General features: G+C 70.4%; 21 protein-coding genes, 1 tRNA gene and 2 pseudogenes. 7 read left to right on the plus strand and 17 right to left on the minus strand.

Annotation, left to right across the window (positions count from 1 at the left end; genetic code table 11):
* Positions 1-2: 2 nt before the first annotated feature.
* Complete coding sequence (locus ACYVGD_RS06060) at positions 3-1289, minus strand: O-acetylhomoserine aminocarboxypropyltransferase/cysteine synthase family protein (protein WP_460742119.1); 1287 nt, start codon at positions 1287-1289, stop codon at positions 3-5.
* Between the two features lie 32 nt (positions 1290-1321).
* A complete protein-coding gene (thpR, locus tag ACYVGD_RS06065; RefSeq protein ID WP_460742120.1) occupies positions 1322-1903 on the minus strand; it encodes an RNA 2',3'-cyclic phosphodiesterase in 582 nt (193 codons plus the stop codon).
* Positions 1904-1967: 64 nt separating this feature from the next.
* On the opposite strand from thpR, the gene ACYVGD_RS06070 reads away from it, so the two are divergent.
* The 4 genes from ACYVGD_RS06070 to ACYVGD_RS06085 are packed head-to-tail and all read left to right on the plus strand — an operon-like array spanning position 1968 to position 6803.
* The gene (locus ACYVGD_RS06070) at positions 1968-2771 is read left to right on the plus strand and encodes an ATP-binding cassette domain-containing protein (protein ID WP_460742121.1); all 804 of its coding nucleotides are present in this window, start codon (positions 1968-1970) and stop codon (positions 2769-2771) included.
* Positions 2772-2782: 11 nt separating this feature from the next.
* Positions 2783-5056: a YhgE/Pip family protein gene (locus ACYVGD_RS06075; protein WP_460742122.1), complete on the plus strand. Its 2274-nt coding sequence runs from the start codon at positions 2783-2785 to the stop codon at positions 5054-5056.
* Positions 5057-5082: 26 nt separating this feature from the next.
* Entirely contained in the window at positions 5083-5715 is a 633-nt protein-coding gene (locus tag ACYVGD_RS06080; protein ID WP_460742123.1) for a TetR/AcrR family transcriptional regulator, read from the plus strand.
* 38 nt (positions 5716-5753) lie between these two features.
* Positions 5754-6803 (plus strand): ATP-dependent DNA ligase, encoded by a 1050-nt coding sequence (locus tag ACYVGD_RS06085; RefSeq protein WP_460742124.1) that lies wholly within the window; start codon positions 5754-5756, stop codon positions 6801-6803.
* 55 nt (positions 6804-6858) lie between these two features.
* On the opposite strand, the gene ACYVGD_RS06090 is transcribed toward ACYVGD_RS06085, so the two are convergent.
* Positions 6859-7053: a DUF6767 domain-containing protein gene (locus ACYVGD_RS06090; protein WP_460742125.1), complete on the minus strand. Its 195-nt coding sequence runs from the start codon at positions 7051-7053 to the stop codon at positions 6859-6861.
* Positions 7054-7118: 65 nt separating this feature from the next.
* Here ACYVGD_RS06090 and ACYVGD_RS06095 point away from each other — a divergent pair, with 65 nt between their 5' ends.
* Positions 7119-9650 carry an HAD-IC family P-type ATPase gene (locus ACYVGD_RS06095; protein ID WP_460742126.1) on the plus strand — a complete coding sequence of 844 codons (2532 nt, stop codon included), beginning with the start codon at positions 7119-7121 and terminating at the stop codon, positions 9648-9650.
* Positions 9651-9851: 201 nt separating this feature from the next.
* Positions 9852-10357: pseudogene (locus tag ACYVGD_RS06100) on the plus strand (O-acetyl-ADP-ribose deacetylase).
* Here the strand turns inward: ACYVGD_RS06100 and ACYVGD_RS06105 are convergent.
* The gene (locus ACYVGD_RS06105; RefSeq protein WP_460742127.1) at positions 10344-10997 is read right to left on the minus strand and encodes an MOSC domain-containing protein; all 654 of its coding nucleotides are present in this window, start codon (positions 10995-10997) and stop codon (positions 10344-10346) included. The pseudogene ACYVGD_RS06100 and the gene ACYVGD_RS06105 sit on opposite strands and share 14 nt — an antisense overlap.
* Positions 10998-11129: 132 nt before the next feature.
* Between ACYVGD_RS06105 and ACYVGD_RS06110 the strand changes: the two genes are divergently transcribed.
* On the plus strand, positions 11130-12077 hold the full coding sequence (locus tag ACYVGD_RS06110; RefSeq protein WP_460742128.1) for an alpha/beta hydrolase: 948 nt from the start codon (positions 11130-11132) through the stop codon (positions 12075-12077).
* 346 nt (positions 12078-12423) lie between these two features.
* Here ACYVGD_RS06110 and ACYVGD_RS06115 read toward each other — a convergent pair.
* The 13 genes and pseudogenes from ACYVGD_RS06115 to dop form a co-directional block, all read right to left on the minus strand.
* Positions 12424-12497, minus strand: a tRNA-Pro gene (locus ACYVGD_RS06115).
* Positions 12498-12570: 73 nt separating this feature from the next.
* Positions 12571-13116, minus strand: coding sequence for an OmpA family protein (locus ACYVGD_RS06120; protein ID WP_460742129.1), 546 nt, complete (start codon positions 13114-13116; stop codon positions 12571-12573).
* On the minus strand, positions 13097-13756 hold the full coding sequence (locus tag ACYVGD_RS06125) for a hypothetical protein (RefSeq protein ID WP_460742130.1): 660 nt from the start codon (positions 13754-13756) through the stop codon (positions 13097-13099). Before ACYVGD_RS06125 ends, ACYVGD_RS06120 begins: the two co-directional genes overlap by 20 nt.
* 7 nt (positions 13757-13763) lie before the next feature.
* Entirely contained in the window at positions 13764-14276 is a 513-nt protein-coding gene (locus ACYVGD_RS06130; RefSeq protein WP_460742131.1) for a DMT family transporter, read from the minus strand.
* A 17-nt stretch (positions 14277-14293) separates the two neighbouring features.
* A pseudogene (locus tag ACYVGD_RS06135) lies at positions 14294-14725 on the minus strand (DMT family transporter); the annotation flags it as partial.
* On the minus strand, positions 14722-16089 hold the full coding sequence (gene der, locus ACYVGD_RS06140; protein WP_460742132.1) for a ribosome biogenesis GTPase Der: 1368 nt from the start codon (positions 16087-16089) through the stop codon (positions 14722-14724). The gene der and the pseudogene ACYVGD_RS06135, both read right to left, overlap by 4 nt.
* 46 nt (positions 16090-16135) lie before the next feature.
* Complete coding sequence (locus tag ACYVGD_RS06145; protein WP_460742134.1) at positions 16136-16897, minus strand: lysophospholipid acyltransferase family protein; 762 nt, start codon at positions 16895-16897, stop codon at positions 16136-16138.
* A gap of 17 nt (positions 16898-16914) precedes the next feature.
* The gene (gene cmk, locus ACYVGD_RS06150; RefSeq protein ID WP_460742135.1) at positions 16915-17616 is read right to left on the minus strand and encodes a (d)CMP kinase; all 702 of its coding nucleotides are present in this window, start codon (positions 17614-17616) and stop codon (positions 16915-16917) included.
* A gap of 107 nt (positions 17617-17723) precedes the next feature.
* A complete protein-coding gene (locus ACYVGD_RS06155) occupies positions 17724-18794 on the minus strand; it encodes a prephenate dehydrogenase (protein WP_460742136.1) in 1071 nt (356 codons plus the stop codon).
* A complete protein-coding gene (gene prcA, locus ACYVGD_RS06160) occupies positions 18791-19480 on the minus strand; it encodes a proteasome subunit alpha (protein WP_460742137.1) in 690 nt (229 codons plus the stop codon). Before prcA ends, ACYVGD_RS06155 begins: the two co-directional genes overlap by 4 nt.
* Positions 19481-19529: 49 nt before the next feature.
* Positions 19530-20357 (minus strand): proteasome subunit beta, encoded by an 828-nt coding sequence (gene prcB, locus ACYVGD_RS06165; RefSeq protein WP_460742138.1) that lies wholly within the window; start codon positions 20355-20357, stop codon positions 19530-19532.
* Positions 20354-20536, minus strand: a complete 183-nt coding sequence (locus tag ACYVGD_RS06170; protein ID WP_460742139.1) for a ubiquitin-like protein Pup — start codon at positions 20534-20536, stop codon at positions 20354-20356. The genes prcB and ACYVGD_RS06170 overlap by 4 nt, the downstream gene beginning before the upstream one ends.
* A 58-nt stretch (positions 20537-20594) precedes the next feature.
* The gene (gene dop / locus ACYVGD_RS06175; RefSeq protein ID WP_460742140.1) at positions 20595-22088 is read right to left on the minus strand and encodes a depupylase/deamidase Dop; all 1494 of its coding nucleotides are present in this window, start codon (positions 22086-22088) and stop codon (positions 20595-20597) included.
* Between the last annotated feature and the right edge of the window lie 21 nt (positions 22089-22109).

A 22109-nucleotide genomic window follows, 5' to 3' on the forward strand; every position in this document is an offset into this window, starting at 1 on the left:
ACTCAGGCCGAAGCGGCATCCAGTGCCTGGTCGAGGTCGGCGACGATGTCGTCGATGTGCTCGATGCCGATTGACAGCCGGACCATGTCACCCGGGACACCGGCGGCGACCAGCTCTTCGTCGGACAGCTGCGAGTGGGTGGTGGTCGCGTTGTGGATGACCAGCGACTTGGCGTCGCCGATGTTGGCCAGGTGGCTGAACAGTTGTAGCGACTCGACGAATCTCGAGCCACCCTCGCGGCCCGCCTTCAGGCCGAACGACACGAGGCCGCCGTAGCCGCCGGACAGTACGCGGTCGGCGACCTCCTTGTAGGGCGAGTCGTCGAGGCCCGGGTAGTTGACCCAGGAGACGGCCGGGTGGTCAGCGAGGTGCCGTGCGACGGCGAGCGCGTTCTCGGAGTGGCGCTGCATGCGCAGGTGCAGCGTTTCCAGCCCTTGCAGGAACAGCCACGTGTTCATCGGTGCCGAGGTCGCGCCGGTGTTGCGCAACAGCACGGTGCGCGCGCGCATGATGTACGCCGCCTCGCCGGCAGCCTCGGTCCACACGACGCCGTGGTACGCGGGGTCGGGCCCGGTCAGGCCCGGGAAGCGCTCGGCGTGGGCGGTCCAGTCGAACCTCCCGGAGTCGACGATGATGCCGCCGATGCTCGTGCCGTGGCCGCCGATGTACTTGGTGGCGGAGTGGACGACGACGTCGACGCCGTGCTCGAAGGGGCGGCACAGGTAGGGCGTGGGCGCCGTGTTGTCGACGATGAACGGCAGGCCGTGGCTGTGGGCGGCCTCCGACCACGCGTCGAGGTCGATGACGTTGATCTTCGGGTTGCACAGCGTCTCGCCGAAGACCAGCCGCGTCTTCTCGTCGACGACCTCCCCCAGCTCTTCGGGCTTCTCGGGATCGACGAAGCGGGCCTCGACGCCGAACTGCTTGAGCGTGTGGGCGAACAGGGCGAACGTGCCGCCGTAGAGCGTCGACAGCGCGACGATGTTGTCACCGGCGTTGACGACGTTGAGGACGGCGTAGGTGATGGCGGCGGCTCCCGAGGCGGTCGCCAGCGCCCCGACACCGCCCTCGAGCGCCGTCATGCGCTCCTCGAACACCGACTGGGTCGGGTTCATGATGCGGGAGTAGATGTTGCCCGTGGTCTTGAGGGCGAACAGGTCGGCCGCGTGCTGGGAGTCGTCGAAAACGAACGACGAGGTCTGGTAGATCGGGACGGCCCGGGCGTTTGTCGCGCTGTCCGCGTTCTCCTGCCCGGCATGGACGGCGAGGGTCTCAGGTCGAAAAGTCATAGGCTAAACCTAACGACCTATTCGATTTGCCACTACCCCGTCTCATTCCTCGGCGCGAGCGGATGTCGGGCCAGGATCTCGTGGCGTACGCGATTGCCCCGCCCCTCGGTGGTGAACGACTCGACCACGACCAGCTCGTCGGCGGCGAACCTCACGCCGGGGAACGCGTCGACCACGCGCATCCAGTGGGTGGCGTCGAAGCGTGCCGACGTCCGGGCGAGCGAGAGGTGGGGAACGAAGCGCGAGCCGTCGGGCTCGGCGCCCACGCGGCTGGCGGCTGATCGGCTGTTGCGGGCGAGCCGGCCCAGCCCCTGCCCACCCTCGGTCACGGCCAGGTAGAGCAGCCTGACGGCGATCGGGTCGGGGAAGGCCCCCGCCCCGGCGAGCCGGACGTCGAACGTCGGCACACCGGCCGCGACCCCGGCCAGCTCGTCGATGAGCGGCTCGACGTCGTGCTCGGCCACGTCACCGCAGAACAGGGTCGTGAGGTGCCAGTGGTGGTCGGGCACCCAGCGCAGGCGGACGTCAGCATCCCTGCGGGGCGCGAAGAACTCCTCCATCTCTTCTCGTGCGGCCGGGGTCGGATAGACCGCGGCGAAGATTCGTGAACCCATGGTCACCATCGTCCCACGGCGAGCCGACTTGTTTTTGGGCTGGCCGGTCAGTATAAATAGATGGGTGAGCGATGACCTGTCCGACGATCTCCCCACCCACGCAGTCCGCCCCGGGCCGGACGGGCCCGAAAGCCCGGATGGGCCCGGCGACCCCGCGCCGCCGCGGGACGCCGGCTCTGCGATCCTCGCCCGCGGCCTCCGCCTCACCGGCGACCGTGGCCCAGTCTTCGGACCCCTCGACCTCGACCTCCCGTACGGGGGGCTCGCGGTCCTTGCCGGACCTGAGGGCTCGGGTCGCACGTGCCTGCTCCTGACGCTCTGCGGACGGATGGCTCCCACCGCCGGAGACCTCGTCGTCCTCGACCACCACCTCCCGCGGGGGCGGCGGACGCTTCACAAGGAGTCCACGCTCGCCCACTTCGCGGGCATCGACGACCTCGACGAGGGCCTGACGGTCCACGAGGTCCTCGCCGAGCGCGCGGGCCTCATAACCCCGCTGTGGCGCCGTCCCCCGGCCACCGACGACGAGGGCATCCAGGAGATCTGCCGGCCTGTCTTCGGCACCCGGACGACCCCTCCGGCCAATGAGAAGATCTGGCACCTCGCACCGCTCGACGTGACCCTCCTCCAGATCTCGCTCGCCCTCATGGGGCGCCCCCGGCTGCTGGTCGTCGACGACATCGACACGCTCACCGACCCCGACGAGCAGCGCGTCGTCTGGGACGGCCTGGCTCGCGTCGCCCGCACCGCCGGCACGACCGTCGTGGCCGCCTCGACCACCGTCGACGCCGTGCCGCCCGAGGCCCGCGCGTACGCGCTGGCCACCGGCGAGCACCTCGACCACCACTCCCCCACCCACGCGATCTGAGGAACCCGACCGTGTTCAGGACCTTCCGCTTCGGCACCGAGTTGCGCCGCTTCGGCCGCACCCGCATGACGCGGCTCGCGATCATCGCCGCGATCTGCATCCCGCTCCTCTACGGCGCCCTCTACCTGTGGGCGTTCTGGAACCCCACCGAGCACCTCGACCGCGTCCCCGTCGCGCTCGTCAACGTCGACACCGGCGCGACGAAGGACGACACGCGCGTCACCGCGGGCGACGACCTGACCGACGAGCTCGTCAAGAAGAACAACCTCGCCTGGACGAAGACCTCTCCCACCGAGGCCCAGCAGGGCCTGGAAGAAGGACGCTATTTCGCCGTCCTCACCATCCCGGCTGACTTCTCGAAGGCCGTCACGACCATGGGGACCGAGAACCCGGTGCACGCCCCGCTCGAGGTGACCTACGACGACGCCCAGGGCTACACGGCCCGCACCATCTTGGCCTCCGTCATGCGCGAGGTGCGCACGGCCGCCGCCGATGCGATCGGGGAGGAAGCCGTCGACAAGCTCTTCGTCGGCTTCAGCGACATCCACTCCGGCCTCGTCCAGGCCCACGACGGCGCCAATGAGCTGGCCGACGGCACCGCCAAGGCCCGCGACGGATCCGCGGGGCTCGCCGACGGGGCCACCCAGCTCGCCGATGGCTCGGCCCAGCTGGCCACCGGCGCGACCACGCTCGCCACCAAGACCGGTGAGGCCGCCGACGGCGCTCACAAGCTCCACGACGGGACCACCCAGGCCTCCACGGGAGCCAAGACCCTGGCCACCGGCGCTGGCCAGCTCGCCACCGGCTCGTCGCAGCTCGCGACCGGTGCGGCCCAGCTCGCCACGGGTGCGAAGTCAGCGTCCGACGGCGCGACCAAGCTCAACGACGGCCTCTCGCAGCTCGCGCAGGGCACGAAGGACCTGCCCACCAAGACGGCGCAGCTCGCCGACGGCGCCGAGAAGGTCGCCGCGGGCGACCGCGAGATCGCCACGAAGGTCACCACGGTGACCACGACCCTGAACACCGGCCTCGACGACGTCAAGCGGATCGCCGAGCAGCTGCCCGACTCCGACCCCAACAAGGCCCGCATCCTGCAGGGCCTCGAGACGGCCCGGGGCCGCTCGACGTCGGTCCAGTCGCAGGTCAACCAGCTCGCCGACGGCGCCGACAAGGTCGCCCAGGGCAACCGGGCGCTGGCCGACGCCACACCCCAGCTGGCCAGCGGTATCCAGCAGGCCGCCACGGGGGCCTCGTCGCTCGACACGGGCCTCAAGACCCTGTCCGGCGGCGCCTCCACGCTCGCCACGAAGACCGGTGAGCTGCGCGACGGCGCACAGAAGCTGTCGTCGGCCGCCGACCAGCTCGCCAGCGGACTCGTGACCCTCGACCAAGGTGCCGCCCAGCTCGACACCGGCATGGGCCAGCTCCGCGACGGGGCATCGCTCCTGGCGACCAAGACCGGCGAGCTGCGTGACGGGGCCGGCCGACTCAAGGACGGCGCGGTCGAGCTGCGCGACGGCATCGTCAAGCTCGACGACGGCGCCCACGAGCTCGCCACCAAGCTCGGCGAGGCCGTCGACAAGGTGCCGAACCTGAGCGACACCGAACGCGAGGCCAACGCCAAGGTCATCTCGGCGCCGGTCAGCCTCGAGCAGTCGTGGCAGCACCAGGCCGAGAGCCAGGGCGAGGGTTTCGCGCCCTACTTCATCGGGCTCGCGCTCTACGTCGGCGCGATGATCCTGTGGATGCTGCTGCGCCCGGTCTCCAACCGCTCGCTCGCCGCGCCCGTCACCGCCCTGCGCGTCGTGCTGTCCAACTGGCTGCCGGCCGTGGTGCTCGGACTCGGGCAGGCCATGCTGTTGCTGGCGGTGCTGATCTTCGGCCTGGGCCTGGAGCCTGTCCACCTGCTCGTCACCCTCGCCTTCGCCGCGCTGGTCTCGCTGGCGTACGTCTCGCTGCAGCAGACGTTCAACGTCGTGCTCGGCTCGTCGGTCGGCCGCGTCGTGACGCTGGTCGTGCTGACCATGCAGATCACCTCGTCGGGCGGCACCTATCCCGCCGAGACCACGCCCCAGTTCTTCCAGACACTCAACGCCACCCTGCCGCTCACCCAGGTCGTGAACGGCCTGCGATGCTCCATCACCGGTGACCTCAACCACCAGTTCTGGTACGCCGTGGCGTATCTGGTGGTGCTCGCGCTCGCCGCGCTGGCTGTCTCGACGGCCGCCGCCGCCCGCAAGCGCGTGTGGTCGATCAGTCGCCTGCACCCCGCCATCTCGCTGTGACCCGCCACGATTCGAAGGACTCCCCCATGACACATACGTCTCCCGACCGCGTCGACGGACGCACGGCGCGGCGTACGCAGACCCGCGCCCGCATACTCACCGCCGCGGCCGGGCTGATGGCCGACCGCGGCATCAGCGGCACCACCATCGACGACGTCGCGGCGCGGGCCGGTGTCGCTAAGGGATCGGTCTTCTACAACTTCGGGTCGAAGGATGCGCTCTGCCGCGCTGTCGTCCAAAGTGGCGTCGACCAGATCGTCGACGCGATCGCCACCGCGCGCGACGGCCACCGTGGCTGGGACGCGCTCGACGCGGTCTCGCTGGCGTTGCTGTCGTTGTTCGACACCTCCCCCGACCTCGGTCAGGTGCTCGCGACCGAGATGTTCCGCCGCGGCCGCCCGTGGGAGGCCGAGCTGCCGGCGCTGCGCCGGTCACTGCTCAGCCCGCTCGTGGACATCCTCCGCGAGGTCCAAGCCGACCGACGCGCGTCCGGGGCAACCCGGCTCGAGCCCGACGACGAGCACCTCGAGTCGGTCGCGGTCTCCTACCTCGGCGCCCTGCTGTTCGGCGCGTTCGACAGGTCGGCGTACGCCCCCTGGCGCAGCATCGACGCGCTTGACCGGGCCCTCATGCAGACCGTCTCGGGCCTGCGCGACTGACGCGCGAACAGACGGGCGTACGCCCTAGGCTCTCGGCCATGGACCTGCCCGTGATGCCGCCGCTCAAGCCGATGCTCGCCAAGCCCGCGGCGAAGCTGCCACCGGGGTGGCGCTACGAGCCCAAGTGGGACGGGTTCCGCACGATCATCTTCCGCGACGGTGACGAGGTGATGCTGGGCTCGCGCAACGAGAAGCCGCTGACGCGCTACTTCCCGGAGGTCGTCGACCAGGTGCTCGCCCAGCTGCCGCAGCGGTGCGTCGTCGACGGCGAGATCGTCTGCATCGATGCGACGGGCCGCGAGCTCGACTTCGAGGCGCTGGGCCAGCGGATCCACCCGGCGGAGTCCCGCGTACGCATGCTGGCCGAGGCCAGCCCGGCCTCGTTCATCGCCTTCGACCTGCTCGCCCTCGGGGACGACGATCTGATGTCCGAGCCGTTCGACGTCCGACGCGCCCGCCTGGAGGAGGGCCTCGCCGAGGTGAGGGCACCCGTGCACCTGACCCCGCTGACCTCCGATGAGGAGGCCGCCGCCCGGTGGTTCGCCGACTTCGAGGGGGCGGGCCTCGACGGGCTCATCGCCAAGGACCCCGGTCTGGCGTACCAGCCCGACAAGCGCGTCATGACCAAGATCAAGCACGTACGCACCACCGACTGCGTGGTGGCCGGCTACCGCGTCCACAAGTCGGGTCCCGGCCGCGTCGGGTCTCTCATGCTCGGGCTGCACGACGACGAGGGGAACCTCCGACCCGTCGGCGTGATCGGTGCGTTCACCGCCAGGCGCCGCGAGGAGCTCTTCACTGAGCTGCAGCCGCTGGTCACCGACTTCGCCGGTCACCCGTGGGCCTGGGCCGAGGGTGCCGGGACGGCCGCGCAGTCACGCTGGAGCGCGGGCAAGGACGCCTCGTTCGTGCCGTTGAGCCCCGAGCTCGTCGTCGAGGTGCGCTACGACTTCATGGAGGGCGACCGGTTCCGCCACACGGCGCAATTCGTGCGGTGGCGCCCCGACCGCGACCCCGCCAGCTGCACCCTCGCCCAGCTCGAGCGTCCCGCCCCCTACGCGATCGCCGACGTCCTGGCCGCTCCCTGAGCCAACCCCGCTCTTTCCCACAACTGAGGTGCTATCGGCGGTTCGGGCGTCCGAGTCAGCGGTCGGCGGACGCGCGCGCGTTCCGCTCCTTGCGCTCCTCGCGGCGCAGGCGCTGCATCTCGGCGAAGAGCTCCGGGTCTTCGCGGACGAGCCAGACCAGGCCGCAGTCCTGAGGCCCGGTGGCCCCCGGGTAGCAAAGGCTGCAGGCGTCCCCGGCCCGCACGGGGCACTGCGGTTCGGCACGCTTCATGACTCAAGCCTACGCCCGTGTCGGATTCCCCTTTGTGAGCGGTAAGTGACCATTACAGTTCCTCCATGGATTCACCGACCGCACCTGTGACGGCCCTCACGGGTCTCACCTCAGACGAGGTCCGTGCCCGCCAGGCCGAGGGGAAGACCAACGCCGGCGCAGCTGGGCCGACGCGGTCGGTCTGGACCATCCTGCGCACGAACCTGTTCAACCTCTTCAACAACATCCTGTTCGTCATCGGCGCCGGGCTCGTCGCCCTTGGCCGCTACAACGACGCCTTCACGTCGGTGGGGCTGGGTTTGGTCAACGCGCTGATCGGCACCGCCCAAGAGGTGCGCGCCAAGCGCCAGCTCGACCAGATCTCGCTGACTACCCGGGTCCCGGCCACCGTCGTTCGGGAAGGCGTACGCCAGCAGATCCCCCCGGAGGAGATCGTCCTCGGCGACGTGCTCGTCGTGGGTCCGGGAGACCAGGTCCTGGTCGACGGCGAGGTGACCGGTGACGCGGTCCTGGGCCTTGACGAGTCGCTGCTCACCGGCGAGGCGGACGTCCTCGTCAAGGCTCCGGGGGCGTCGGTGCTGTCCGGCAGCGTGGTCGTCAAGGGCGAGGGATGCTATGTGGCGACGGGCGTGGGCGAGGACTCCTACGCCCACGCCCTCACCGCCTCGGCCCGGCAGTTCGTCCCGACGCAGACCCCGCTGCAGCGGCAGGTCGACATCGTCGTACGCGTCATCACGTTCGTCGTAGCGCTCATGTCGTTCGCGATCCTGTTCCAGGCCGCTCTGGAGGGGTTCTCGCTGACGCGCGTGGTGCAGGTGGTCGCCGTGCTCTCAGGGCAGATCCCCTACGGGCTGTTCTTCCTGATCGCCCTGGCGTACGCGGTCGGCGCGGCGACCCTGGCGAAGAAGGGGGCGCTGGTCCAGCAGACGAACGCGGTCGAGGCGTTGTCGAACATCGACACGATCTGTCTGGACAAGACCGGCACGCTGACGACCAACCGGCTCCAGCTCGCCGAGCTCGTCGCCCTCGGTGGCACCGACGAGGAGGTCCGACGCGTCCTCGGTGCGTACGCCCACTCGACCACCGCCCCGAACGGCACGTCCGAAGCCCTGGCAACGGGCCTGCCCGGTACGGCCGTCGAGGTCGTCGAGGTCCCGTTCACGTCGGCGACGAAGTGGTCGGCCCAGTCGCTGCCCGCCGAGGTGCTCGGCGACCGCGCCGCCGACTGGGCCACGCTGGTGCTCGGCGCCCCGGAGGTCCTCGCTCCCCTGCTGGCCGATCCTGCGGGCTTCGCCGCCGCGGGGGGCGTACGTCAGGGCGAGTGGAGCGACCGGGGCCTGCGCGTGCTGCTGCTGGCGGCGAGCACGGAACGGGCCGCTGAGGGCTTCACCCCGCGCGCCCTGGTGCCCGTGGCCCTCCTCGCGCTGAAGGACGAGCTGCGCCCACACGCGCTGGAGACGCTGCAGATGCTGAAGACCGGAGGGGTCGACATCAAGATCATCTCGGGCGACTCCCCACGAACCGTCGCCGCGCTCGCCCGTCAGGCCGACCGTGGCCCCGACATCCGGCTCGTCACCGGCCCCGAGCTCGACGCCATGAGCGACGGCGAGCTCGCCGAGGCCGCGAAGACGGCGACGATCTTCGGCCGCGCCACCCCCGCGCACAAGGAGCGGCTGGTCCTGGCCCTCAAGGCGCAGGGGCGCAGCGTCGCCATGCTCGGCGACGGCACCAACGACGCGCTGTCGCTCAAGCGGGCCGACGTCGGTATCGCCATGGAGTCCGGCGCCCAGATCACGCGCAACGTGGCCGACATGGTGCTGCTCAAGGACTCGTTCGCAGCCATCGGGCCGGCGATCGTCGAGGGCCGCCGCATCGTCGACGGGCTGACGAAGTCGGTCTTCCTGTTCTTGCCGCGCGTCATCACGTCGATCCTTGTCATCGTGTTCACCACGATGCTCGGGTTCGGCTTCCCCTACTCCCCCGCTCAGGTCGCGCTGACGCTGTTCACGGTCGGCATCCCGTCGCTCGCGCTGACCGCGTGGGCGCGCCCCGACCCGGTGCGGCCCCACGTGCTGCGGAGGATCGTGGAGTTCGCGCTGCCGGCTGGCATCGTGACCGCCATCTTCGCCACATCGATCTATGCGTTCTTCCACGAGATCATCGCCACCAGCATCGAGTCGAATCACATCCCGCCCGGCGCGGCGGAGGCATGGTCGGCGTACACGGGGGTCGCGGTGGACACCGCCGACTTCAGGGAGGCCGCCGCGACGATCATCGCCCAGACCGCGATGTCGACGTTCGTCGCGTTCTGCGCCTTCGGGCTCATCCTGTTCGTCGAACCCCCGATCAAGCTGTTCACCGGCTGGAGCGGGGTCAGCCCCGACAAGCGACCCGCCTGGCTGGCGCTTGCCCTGGCGGTCGTCTACCTCGTCGTGCTGCACGTGGAGGTGACAGCGTCGTACTTCGGTCTGTTGACGCCCCACGGCCCCGAGTGGGAGGTGTACGCCGTGGCCGTGCCCCTGTGGTTCGTGACGCTGCGTACGGCCTGGCGCCACCGCCTGTTCCCGCGCATGCTCGGGCTCGAGCGGCACGACTGAGGGGGATCAGCAGCTCACCTGCAGGTCGCCGTCGACGAGGGACCGGCACTGCTGATGATCAGTGCCCCGGGTCGTCACCCTCGACGACGATCGCTGGGGGACCTCCGACGAGGCGGCGGGGTGTACGCCGGCCACGGCCTGTGGCTGATGGCTCCAGCCCACGTCGGCGTTGGGTGACAGGCCGGTGCGTACCCTAGGCCCATGTCCCCGCACATCGTGCCCGTCCTGGGCGACATCACCACCCAAGAGGTCGATGCCGTCGTCAACGCCGCGAACAACGCGATGCGTGGTGGCGGAGGGGTCGACGGCGCGATCACCGGGCGGGTGGCCCAGAGGTCCTGGCCGACTGCGTACGACGGTTCCCGGACGGACTGCGCACCGGCGACGCCGGGTGGACAACGGCCGGTGCCATGCCGGCGCGCTGGGTGATCCACACCGTCGGCCCGAACCATCGCGCTGGCCAGACCGACCGGACGCTGCTCGAGTCGTGCTATCGCCGGAGCCTGGCGGTCGCCGACGAGCTCGGCGCGACCAGCGTGGCGTTCCCGCTCATCAGCGCGGGCGTCTACGGTTGGCCGATGGACGACGCGATCGCCTGTGCCGTCGGCACGGTCGCCGTGACTCCCACCTCGGTCGAGGAGGTACGCGTCGTCGTACGCGACGAACGCCTGCGCGACCTGGTCGCGGCGGAGATCAGCGGGCGCTGAGCCAGTCGGCGCGGCGGCGCAGGCGGGCCGCCCAGTCGGGGTTCAGACCGGGCGCGGCCGCGTACGCCATGGCCCGCTCGGGGTCCGGACGGTGCTCGCGGTCGATCGCGAGGAGGCCAGACAGGGTGAGTCCCGGCGACAGCCGTTCGATGAGGTCGAGCTCGTCACCGGCGGTTATGGTGCCCGGTTGGAGGACGCGGAAGTACCAGCCGGGGCAGCCGTGCTCGACGAGCAGCCGGTTCGCCCCGGGCGAGGCGAGGCGGTTGTCGATCTTCCAGCAGGGCCGGCGCGGCTGGCTGACCTGGATGGTGGCGGAGCCGAGCGCGTACACGTCACCTACGCACACGTCGGACTCGAGCAGGCCCCGGGTCGAGAGGTTCTCCCCCAGCACGCCCGGGGCGAGGATCGGCGCGAGCTCGGGCCGGGCCCAGGCCAGCGTGGCGTGGTGGTCGGCCGGGAACAGGTGGAGCGCCTTCTCGGGGCCGCCGTGGACGCGTCGGTCCCCCTGGTGGTCGCCGACGATCCCCTCGTGCTCGACACGCACCTGCCCCTCGGCCGGCTGCTTGTAGATGCCGGTCTGTTGACCCTCGGGCGGCAGGGGGCGTAGCGCACCCAAGAAGACGTGGTCGACGACGGTCATGCGCACATCGTGGCATGTCCCCGCACCCAAGTTGAATGTGAAATGTTCGTCCACGATCACGCGGCTGTGAAGAACCCAGCTGAGTTATGGTCAGGAGGACCCCCCCCAAGAAAACCGAGAGGTAGAAACCCCATGTCCACCAGCATCTCCCGCCGCTCGCTCCTGCTTGGATCGGCCGGTGCCGCCACGCTTGGAGCCGCGTCGCTGGCCGGCCTCGACGTCGCCCGCGCCAGTTCCCGCTTCGGCCTCGAGCCCATCCCCGGCGTCCCCCAGGTCAACGGTCGGCTGGTCTACTGGCGCTTCCGCACCGCCAACATCGGCTGGAACCCCGGTGTCAACGTGCTGCTCCCCAGCAGCTACAGCTCCGGCAAGCGCTACCCCGTGCTCTACCTGCTCCACGGTGGCGGTGGCGACTTCATCCAGTGGCACCGCAGCGGGGTCATCGAGGCCACGGCCAACGCCGACGTGATCGTCGTGATGCCCGACGGCGGCAAGGCTGGCTGGTACTGCAACCCGGTCCGCTCGACGGTGGGCCCCCGCAACTGGGAGTCGTTCCACATGGCCCAGTTGGTCCCCTGGGTCGACGCGACCTACCGCACCCACGCGGAGTACGCGGGTCGCGCCATCGCCGGCTTCTCGATGGGCGGCTTCGGCGCCCTGAAGTACACGGCGAAGTACTACGGCCACTTCAGCTCGGTCACCTCGTTCTCGGGACCCGCCAGCCTGCGCCGCGACTTCGGTTTCCTCACCCACTACATCAACTCGACGGGAGCGGTCGACAACGGCGTCGTCGGTGGTATCTACGGCGCCCCGTGGGACGAGCGCAGGGTGACGATGGACAACCCGATGGAGAACATCGAGCGCTACCGCCACAAGCGCGTCTCGCTGTACTGCGGCTCCGCGAATGACCCGCAGGAGAACCAGGTGCGTGCCGGCCAGTACGAGTTCGCCGCCGCGCTCTCCCGCGCGGGGATCGCCCATTCGCACGTGGTCCATCCCGGCGGGCACGGGGCCAACCTGATCATCAACTTCAAGGCTGACCTGCCCGGCATCCTCGGGCACCTCCGTCGCGCGGCCTGATTCCCCGGTCCGAGGCCACCCGTACGGTTTCCCCATCTGTGCGGGTGGCCTCTAGCTGTCCGGGCGCGACGCGCTGTCGTTGACAACCCTCAGAATCGCCATCAGCTTCGCCTCCCCTGCGATCGACCAGCACGGCGGCGAGGCCCAGGACGAACACGGCCAGGGCCCGAGGCTTGGCTTCCGGCGCAGCGCGCCGCTGACGAGCAGGTAGGCGGGCACGCGGGGCATCAAGGCGCGTTCGACCGGCGTCCGATCAGGTCGCTCGACAAGACGGGGTGACGCTGGAGGAGTCATCATCTCGATGAGAACTTCAGGGGCCCCGCCTCGCGGCGGGGCCCCTGCTCTGTCGGGCTGACAGGATTTGAACCTGCGACCCCTTGACCCCCAGTCAAGTGCGCTACCAAGCTGCGCTACAGCCCGTTCTTACCCCGGCTGGCCAGAAGGCCAGCCGAGGAAGAACACTAGCGGATCCGTTCCGCTTTGTCGCATCGACTCACCGCAGGTGCAGCTCCACCCTCCGGTTCTTCGCCCGGTTGACCTCCGAGTCGTTGGGTACGCGGGGCTGCGCCTCCCCCATCCCGCTCTCCTTCAGCGTGATTCCGGCCGGGAGCCGCGGGCGCAGATGGGAGGCGACCCGGGCCGCGCGCCTGCGGGACAGGTCGAGGCCGTGCTCGGACGGACCGAGGTCATCGGTGTGGCCGACCACCTCGAGCAAGCCCTTCTGCCTGGGGGCCAGCCGCGCGGCGATCCGGTCCAGCTCGTCCAGACCCCGCGGCTGAAGCACGTCGGAGTCCTTGCCGAAAAGCACGCTCGCCTCAACCACGACATCGACCTGCTTCGAGTCCTCGTCCATCTGTCTGGTGCCGTCGAGCGACTCCGAGCGGTGCCGAGGATCATGCCTCGGTCCCACCGCGTACGCCATGGGCCGCCCGCCCCGCGGCAACGGCTCCGGCAAGAAGGTCTGCGCGTACGCCGGGCTCGAGGCCGATGCCAGCAACACCGCCAGCACGGCGGCTGCCTCAGCGGACCGGGACGTCATCGAATCCCCCGTAGCCCCCGACCTGCACCGACACCTTCGTGGCCGCCGGCGAGAGCGGGCCGAACACGCACGACGACCAGATCACGTCGCCGCTCCTCACGCTCGTCGGCAACCGCGGGCTGCACGCCGGATCGCCGTCCACCAACGACGGAATGAGTATCTGGCCGGCTGCGTGGTCCACGACACGCACCTGCCCCGCCACGGTCCGATGCAGCGGCCCGGCAGCGAGGTGGGCCAGCGTTCCGTTGCCGTCCAGCACGCTCACCCGCACTGTGACCAAGGTGGCCTTCGGCTCCCGGTTGACGGGAAACACCTCCACCGCGGTCCGCGTCTCGCCCACGACGGCCTCACTGCGAGCCACCGGCGCCAACGTCGGCAGGGTCTCCATCGACGTGGCTGCGGGGGTGGGGGCATTCTGGTTCGGGCCGGGCGACGGCGTCGTGGTCACAGGCGGCACCGTCGTGGCCGGCGTACCCGTGGGAGCGGCCGATCCGGGAGAGAGGTCCACGGTGCATGCGGTCAATGGCAGGATCAGCGCGGCCAGCGCGCGAGAACGTCTCATGCCACCCAGCCAACCGGCGACCAGCAGGCCACGGAAGAACCACTCGCGCCGGCTGTGGACAACCCCGGTGGCCGCCACCGAACGTTCAGCCGTTGTTCTCCGACGTTTCGCGTCTGCGTGGGCTGAGGTACATCATCACCGGTGCGGAGATCACCAGCACGGAGCCCAGCACCTCCATGGGCGTGAGCCGCTCGTGGAGGAGCATCACACCCAGCACGACGGCGACCACAGGGATGACATAGGTCACCATCGTGCCGACGGTCGGCCCTGCGGCCCGGATGATGTCGTAGTGGAGCCACGTGGCCATACCCGTGCCCAGCGCGCCCAGCACGAGGATCGCGATCAGCGCGTTGCGGGCGGTCGCTCCCCCGGCGGCCAACGAGAACGGCGGCGGGACGATCCGCAGCGCGTACGCGACGGTGTAGACAAGCACCATCTGCACGCTCGCGAGAACCAGCTGGATCGTGGGCTGCGCCAGTCCGCCGAGGTCGCGGTGCCCGACGAAGCGACGGTTGTAGACCCAGCCCAGGCCGTAGCAGAACGACGCGGTGAGGACCATGCCGAAGCCGATGGGTCGGGCTTGCCGATGGTCGCCCACGGCTGGAGGATCACCAGCACGCCCACTATGCCCACCAGCAGCGCGAACGCCTTGCGCCGGGTCAACCGGTCCGACGGCAGGAACAACGTCGACAGAACGGCCGTCCACAGCGGTGTCGACGCGTTGCCGATGCCCGACAGACCGGAGGGCACCCGCTGGCCCGCGAGCGCGAACAGAGAGTACGGGATGGAGCACAGGATCGCGGCGGTGACGAACATGTGCGCGTAAGTCGACCACTCACGCGGCCACTGCGTACGCATGGCGGCGGCCAAACCGATCAGCACCAGCGCGCCGCAGATCATCCGCATCGTCGAGATCTGCAGCGGGTGCAGCGCGGACAGGCCCACCTTGATGAGCAGGAAGCTCGAACCCCACACCAGGCACAGTGCGATGAACTGCGCCGGCCACAGCCAGCGCCGGGTCGGCGCCTGCTCGACGGCGGCGCTCACGAGCGGTTCTTGTGCTTCTCGCGGGCGCGTACCTCCACGTGCACCGGCGTACCCGTGAAGTCGAACTCTTCGCGCAGGCGACGCTCCACGAAGCGCACGTAGCCGTCGTCGAGCTTGCCCGAGGTGAACAGCACGAACGTCGGCGGGCAATTCTGGGCCTGCGTGCCGAACAGGATGCGGGGCTGCTTGCCACCACGCACCGGGTGGGGGTGGGCGGCGACCACACGTCCGAGGAACGCGTTGAGCTTGCCGGTCGAGATGCGGGTCTCCCACGCGCCCAGCGCCTGCTCGATGACCTTGCCGAGGCGGTTCACGTTGCGGCCGGTCAGCGCGGAGATGTTCACCCGCTCGCTCCAGCCGAACGCCTGCACGTCACGCTCGATCTCGCGCTCCAGGTAGTGGCGGCGCTCCTCGTCGGTCAGGTCCCACTTGTTGTAGGCGATCACCAGCGCGCGGCCCGCCTCCTCGACCATCGTGAGGATGCGCAGGTCCTGGTCGGTGATGGACTCCGACGAGTCGATCACCATGATGCACAGCTCGGCGCGCTCGATGGCCCCCTGAGTACGCAGGCTCGCGTAGTACTCGTGGCCCGATGCCTCCTTGACGCGGCGGCGGATGCCCGCGGTGTCGATGAACCGGTAGACCTCGCCGTCGACCTCGACCAGCTCGTCGACCGGGTCGACGGTGGTGCCGGCGACGTTGTCCACCACCACACGCTGCTGGCCCGCGAGCTTGTTCAGCAGCGAGCTCTTGCCGACGTTCGGCTTGCCGACCAGCGCGATGCGGCGGGGCCCGCCAACGGTGTCGTACGCCTCGTCGGGTGCGTCCGGCAGCACCTCCAGCAGCGCGTCGAGCAGGTCACCGGTGCCGCGGCCGTGCATCGCCGAGACCGCCCACGGCTGGCCCAGGCCCAGGTTCCACATCGACGCGGCCTCGGCCTCGGTGCGGGCGTCGTCGACCTTGTTGGCGGCCAGCACGACGGGCTTCTTCGAACGGCGCAGCACCTGCACGACGGCCTCGTCCTCGTCGAGGGTGCCCACGGTCGCGTCGACCACGAACAGCACGGCATCGGCGGCGGCGATGGCCAGCTCGGCCTGCTCGGCGATCTGTGCAGCCATGCCCTGCGCGTCGGACGCCCAGCCGCCGGTGTCGACGACGACGAAGTCCTTGCCGTTCCACGTCGCGTCGTAGGAGACGCGGTCACGGGTGACCCCAGGGGTGTCCTGGACGACGGCCTCGCGGCGGCCGATGATGCGGTTGACCAGGGTGGACTTGCCGACGTTCGGCCGCCCGACGACGGCGACGACGGGCTTGATCGCCGCGCCCTCGGGGTCGTTCGACGCGATGCCCTCGTGCTCACTCATGGTTCCATCCTGCCCGGTCGGTTCGTGGACCACCGGGCAGGCGCGCTCACGCCGTCAGCTCGAGCGACGCCGGCTTGCCCGGCAACTGCATCCCGCACTCGGCCTGGGCGCGGGCCAGGTGGCCCACCATGACCTGACGCAGCTCCTCGGTCTTCTCCGCGACCGCGGCCTGCGTACGCGGCCAGGCGACCTGCGGAACGTCAACCGGCTCACCGTACACGATGTGGATCGTGGATCCACGTCGCGGCAGCTGGCGGATGTTGTGGCCGGGCTCGCGGGAGCCGAGGATCGCCACCGGCACGACGGGGGCGCCGGTGACCATCGCGATGTAGGCCACGCCGCCCTTGATGACCTCCATCTCGCCGTCGTCGCGCCCGCCCTCGGGGAAGATCGCGAACGCGTACCCCTCGCGCAGGACCGTGATGGCCCGCTTCAGCGCGTGGGTGTCGAGGTGGTTCTGGTCGACGGGGATCTGGCCGACCAGCTCGAGGAACTCCCCCACCGCGCCGGAGAACAGCTCGTTCTTCGCCATGGCGAACGTGAGGCGACGGGTCATGGCGACCAGCAGCGGGCCGTCGAGCACGCCGACGTGGTTGGCGGCCAGGATGACCGGGCCGTCGGGGACGTTCTCGAAGCCGTGGTCCTGCACCCGGTAGTAGCGCCGAAACAGCCACGCACCGAACCGGCGTACGCCGCCGAGCACCTGAGCGCGGGCGGGGGTGTGGGCGAGTGCGACGTGCGGCAGGTCGGGGCTGATGGTGGCGAGCGTGGCGCTCGGTGCGGGCTTCAGGTCCAGGCTGTCGGTCACGGCACTCTCTTCTCGGACTAGGGCTGGTGCCCCGGGGTGGTGGAGGCGGGCTCCTCGGCGAGACCGCAGATGACGTCGATGACCTCTGCGAGGTCCAGATGGGTGGAGTCGACGACCGTCACGCCGGGTGCCGCCTCGGTGAAACTGGTGACGGCGGAGTCGTCGCGGTCGCGGCGGATGACCTGGTCGGTGACCTGCGCGGCGTCCACCGCATCGCCGAGCTCGGCCTGGCGGCGGGCCACGCGGGCGGCGGGATCGGCGACAAGCAGCACACGCACCTCGGCTTCGGGCGCCACGACGGTCGTGATGTCGCGTCCCTCGACGACGATGCGACGGCACGCCCCGGCGATGGCGGACCGCTGCAGCGCGATGAGGTGGTCGCGGACGGCCTGGACCCCGGCGACACGGCTGACGGCGGCGGAGATGCGGGGCTCGCGGATCGCCTCGGTGACGTCGGTGTCGTCGACGCTGATCGCGAACGCGGTCGGATCGGTGGAAAACGTCATGGGCGTGGAGACGACGAGGGCGGCGATCGCGTCGGCGTCGTGGACGTCGTCGCGGAGCACCAGCCAGGTGGCGGCGCGATACATCGCACCGGTGTCGAGGTAGGCCAGGCCGAGGCGCTCGGCGACGCCGCGCGACGTGCTCGACTTGCCGGAACCGCTGGGTCCGTCGATGGCGATCACCAGGGAGGTGCTCGTCTCGCGGGCCGTGTTCACGCTGGTCACAGTAATCATCCCTTTCCGGTCCGCCGCGCCCGCGGGCGCCGCGCACACCAACATGTCATGCAGCGTTCACGCCGCATCACTTCTGCGTCTGGAACGCGTCATCCACGCGTCAGGTCGACGACCCAGCCGCGACCGCGCATGGTCTCGGCGAGCTCGTCCGACCGTTTCGGGTCGACGGCGAGCTGGAGGTGGCCGACGTGACGCACCGGGTCGTGCTCGATGGCGATGTCCTCGATGTTGACGCCCTCGGTCTCGGCGTCGGAGAACAGCTTGGCGAGCATGCCGGGGGCATCGGGGATCTCGATCACGACGTGGTCATAATCGACCGCGGCCGCACCGTGCTTGCCCGGGATCATGCGCGTGCCAGCGACGCCGGCCTCGAGCAGCGGTCGTACCTCCCGGCGCCGCAGGGCGGTCGCCAGGTCGGTCAGACGCGTGGACAACGCGTCGAGCTGGTGGCCGAGCGCCTCGGCGTTCTCGGTGAGGATCTGCTCCCACAGCCCGGGGTCGCCGCCGGCGATGCGGGTGACGTCGCGTACGCCCTGCCCCGCGAGTGCCAGGTGGTCGGAGGCGACGTCGTTGAGCCCGGCCGCCACGAGCGCCGAGACGGCGTGCGGCAGGTGGGAGACCGCGGCGACGGCGACGTCGTGCTCGTCGGCCGGCATCGTCACCACCCGCGCGCCGCAGGTCACTGCGAGGCAGTGGACGGTCTCGACCGCTCCCGGCGTGGCGGCGGGCTGGGGTGCGATGACCCAGGTGCGGTCGACGAAGAGGTCGGGACGCGCACTGACGGGGCCCGCCAGGTGGGAGCCAGCCATCGGGTGCGAACCGACATAGCGGCCGAGCTCGATGCCGCGGGCCTGCAGGGCGGTCAGCACGCGAAGCTTCACCGAGCCCACGTCGGTCACTACCGCGTTGGGGAACTCCGCCAGCGCGTCGGCGACGACGTCGGCCAGTGCGCGCGGGGGCACGGCGACGACGACGAGGGCGACCGCCTCGGGCGGGATGTCCTCGGGCACGCCCGCACCGCGGCTGGCCGCGACCTGGACGTGGGCCGCGACGGCGTCGCGCAGGTGGACCTCCTCGCCGGCGGCGACCAGCGCGCAGCCCAGCGACGCGCCGACCAGACCGGCGCCGATGACGAGGACGGGGCCCAGCTCGTCGCTCACTCCCCCGCTCCGAGGAGCTCGCCGAGGGCGTCGGCGGACAGGCGGCGGAACTTGCGCTGGCTGGTGCGCGCGCGGTCGAGCACGGCGACCTCGAGGGCGTTCACGTCGAGACGCTCGCCCCCGTTGGACAGGCCGGTCACGGCCAGGCGTACGGCCTCGCCCAGAGACATGTCGTCGCGGTGGCCCTCGGAGATCAGCTTCGCGATCTCGTCGGCCGTGCCGCCCATGACGGCGAGGTGCTGCTCGTCGCCGACCGAGCCGTCGTAGGTGAGCCGGTAGATCTGGTCACCCGAAGCGTCGTGGCCGAGCTCGGCCACGATCAGCTCGACCTCGTAGGGCTTCTCGCCGCTGGAGGAGAAGATCGTGCCGAGGAGCTGGGCGTACGCGTTCGCCAGACCGCGGCCCGTGACGTCGGCACGGTCGTAGGAGTAACCGCGGGTGTCGGCGTGGCGGATGCCCGCGATGCGCAGGTTCTCGAACTCGTTGTAGCGGCCGACGGCGGCGAAACCGATGCGGTCGTAGATCTCGCTGACCTTGTGGAGCGCCTGCGACCGGTTCTCGGCGACGAAACAGATGCCGTCGGCATAGCGCAGCACCACCACCGAACGACCGCGGGCGATGCCCTTGCGCGCGAAATCGGCGCGGTCCTTCATCTGCTGCTCGGGGGCGACGTACATCATGCTCATCGCGGGATCTCCTCGTTGCGGTGGGTCGGGCGGCTCGGGCGAGCAGGCCTCAGGTGAGCGGTGCGGCGGGCCCGTCGGGGCGTACGCGGCGTCCCTCGACGATGCGGTCGACGAGGTCGCCGATCTCGTCGTCGTCGAGGCGGTGGATGCCCTCGGCGGTGGCGGTCATGCAGACCGGGAAGATGCGGCGCTGCAGGTCGGGACCGCCCGTGGCGGAGTCGTCGTCGGCGGCGTCGTACAGCGCCTGGACGACCGCGGTCGCACACTCCATCGGCGACAGGTCGGGGCGGTAGAGCTTCTTCAGCGAACCGCGGGCGAACATCGAGCCCGACCCGACCGAGTCGAACGCGGTCTCCTCGTAGCGGCCGCCGGTGGCGTCGTAGGAGAAGATGCGACCCTCGGAACGCGCGTGGTCCCAGCCGGCGAACAGCGGGAGGACGGCCAGGCCCTGCATGGCCATGCCGAGGTTGCCGCGGATCATCGCCGACAGGCGGTTGGCCTTGCCGTCCAGCGACAACGGTGCGCCCTCGATCTTCTCGTAGTGCTCGAGCTCGACCTTGAACAGCCGGACCATCTCGACGGCCAGGCCAGCGGTGCCGGCGATGCCGACCAGCGAGAACTCGTCGGCGGCGAAGACCTTCTCGATGTCGCGCTGGGCGATGATGTTGCCCATCGTGGCGCGGCGGTCGCCGGCCATCATCACGCCCCCGGGGAACGTGGCGGCGACGATGGTCGTGCCGTGCGGCGCGAGCCCCGAGGCGTCACCGGGCCCGGTGCGTGGCAGCAGCTCGGGTGCCACCTGGCCGAGGAACTCGGTGAACGACGAGGTGCCGGCGCGGAGGTAGGGCGCGGGGATGCCGAAGTCGCGGGAGCTCACTGGCCGCCCTTCTGCACGAACGACCGCACGAATTCCTCGGCGTTCGTCTCGAGCACCCCGTCGATCTCGTCGAGGATGTCGTCGATCTCGACCTGCTCGCCGTGGGCCTGGACCTGCGGGGCCTCGACCTCCTGCTCCTCCTCGTGACGGGAGTGGCGTTCCTGACGCGATTCGCTCATGCGGACCAGCCTATCCCGCCGCTCCGACAGCACGCGGGCGTGCCGGATGGCGTACGCATCAGTCGACGCCGAGCCGACGGACGAGGTCCGCGAGGTCGGCGCTGGCAGCCAGGGCCGCGCCGACGTGCTCGCGCGTGCCGCGCAGCGGGTCGGGCATTGGGAGGCGCAGCAGGGCCCGCCGGCCCGGCACGTCGAGGATCACGGAGTCCCAGCTGGCGGCACGGACGTGGTGGCCGTGGCGCTTCATGAGCTCGCCGCGGAAGTATGCGCGCGTGTCGACCGGCGGGTTGAGCCGGGCGTCCTCGATCTCGGCCTCGGTGAACAGCGTCCGCATGCGGCCGGTCCGAACCAGCGCGTGGAACAGGCTGCGGGCAGGGTCGAGCTCCGCGTACTGGAGATCGACCAGGGCGAGCTTGGGGTGGTCCCAGACCAGGCCGTCGCGCTCGCGGTAGCGCTCCATGAGGGCGCGCTTGGCGACCCAGTCGAGCCGGTCAGCCAGCTCCATGGGGTCGCGGCGCAGAACGTCGATCGCGTCGGTCCATGCGGCCAGGAGCTCACGCTCCTCGTCGGTGCCGCCCTCGCGGTCCAGCGTGCGGGCCACCGCCTCCGCGTACGACTCCTGCAGGCCCAGTGCGGTCGTCGTGTCGCCGGACTCCAGCAGGAAAGCATGGGTCAGGCCCAGATCGTGGCTGACGTCGTGCATGGCCTGCACGGCGTCGACGGGACGCCACCCGTTGTCGCACTCCCCCGCCGCGATCGCGCGCAGGACCAACGCCGCGGTGCCGACCTTCAGCCAGGTCTGCCAGGTCGACTGGTTCGCATCGCCGGTGATCACGTGGAGGCGCCGGTGGACGTGCTTGTCGGCGTGCGGCTCGTCGCGGGTGTTGATGACCGGCCGGTTCAGCGTCGTCTCGAGCCCGACCTCGGCCTCGAAGAAGTCGGCGCGCTGGGCGATCTGGAACCCGGCGGTCTCGGAACGCTGGCCGATGCCGACGCGGCCCGCGCCGGTGAAGACCTGGCGCGTGACCAGGAACCCGGTGAACTGGGTGACGAAGTGGAAGAACGGCGTCGACCGGGCGACGAGGTAGTTCTCGTGGGTGCCGTAGGACTGGCCCTTGCCGTCGGTGTTGTTCTTCCACAGGCGCAGCGGTTGTCCAAGTATGCGCGAGGCCTCGGTGGCCGCGAGGTGGGCGATCCGGTCACCCGCGGCGTCGAACCGGGCGGCCTCGCGCGCGGAGGTGGTCTCGGGCCCCGAGTACTCGGGGTGGGCGTGGTCGACGTAGAGCCGCGCGCCGTTGGCGATCACCAGGTTGGCCATCGACTCGTCGTCGGTGAGCTGGCTCGGATGGGCCTCCTCGCGGGCGACGGTGAACCCCCGCGCGTCGTCGAGCGGTGCCTCCGTGGCGTAATCCCAGCCCGCCTCGCTGTCGGTGAGGCGCTGGTAGGCGCGTACCACCGCGTTCGACCAGTGCAGGGGGTGCAGGTCGCTCGCCGGTCCCTCGCCGCTCACGGCGATGCCGAACTCCGTCTCGAGGCCGAACAGGGAGATCATGGTCCGACCCTAGCCAGCGAT

It is taken from the genome of Mariniluteicoccus endophyticus, from assembly GCF_054780035.1.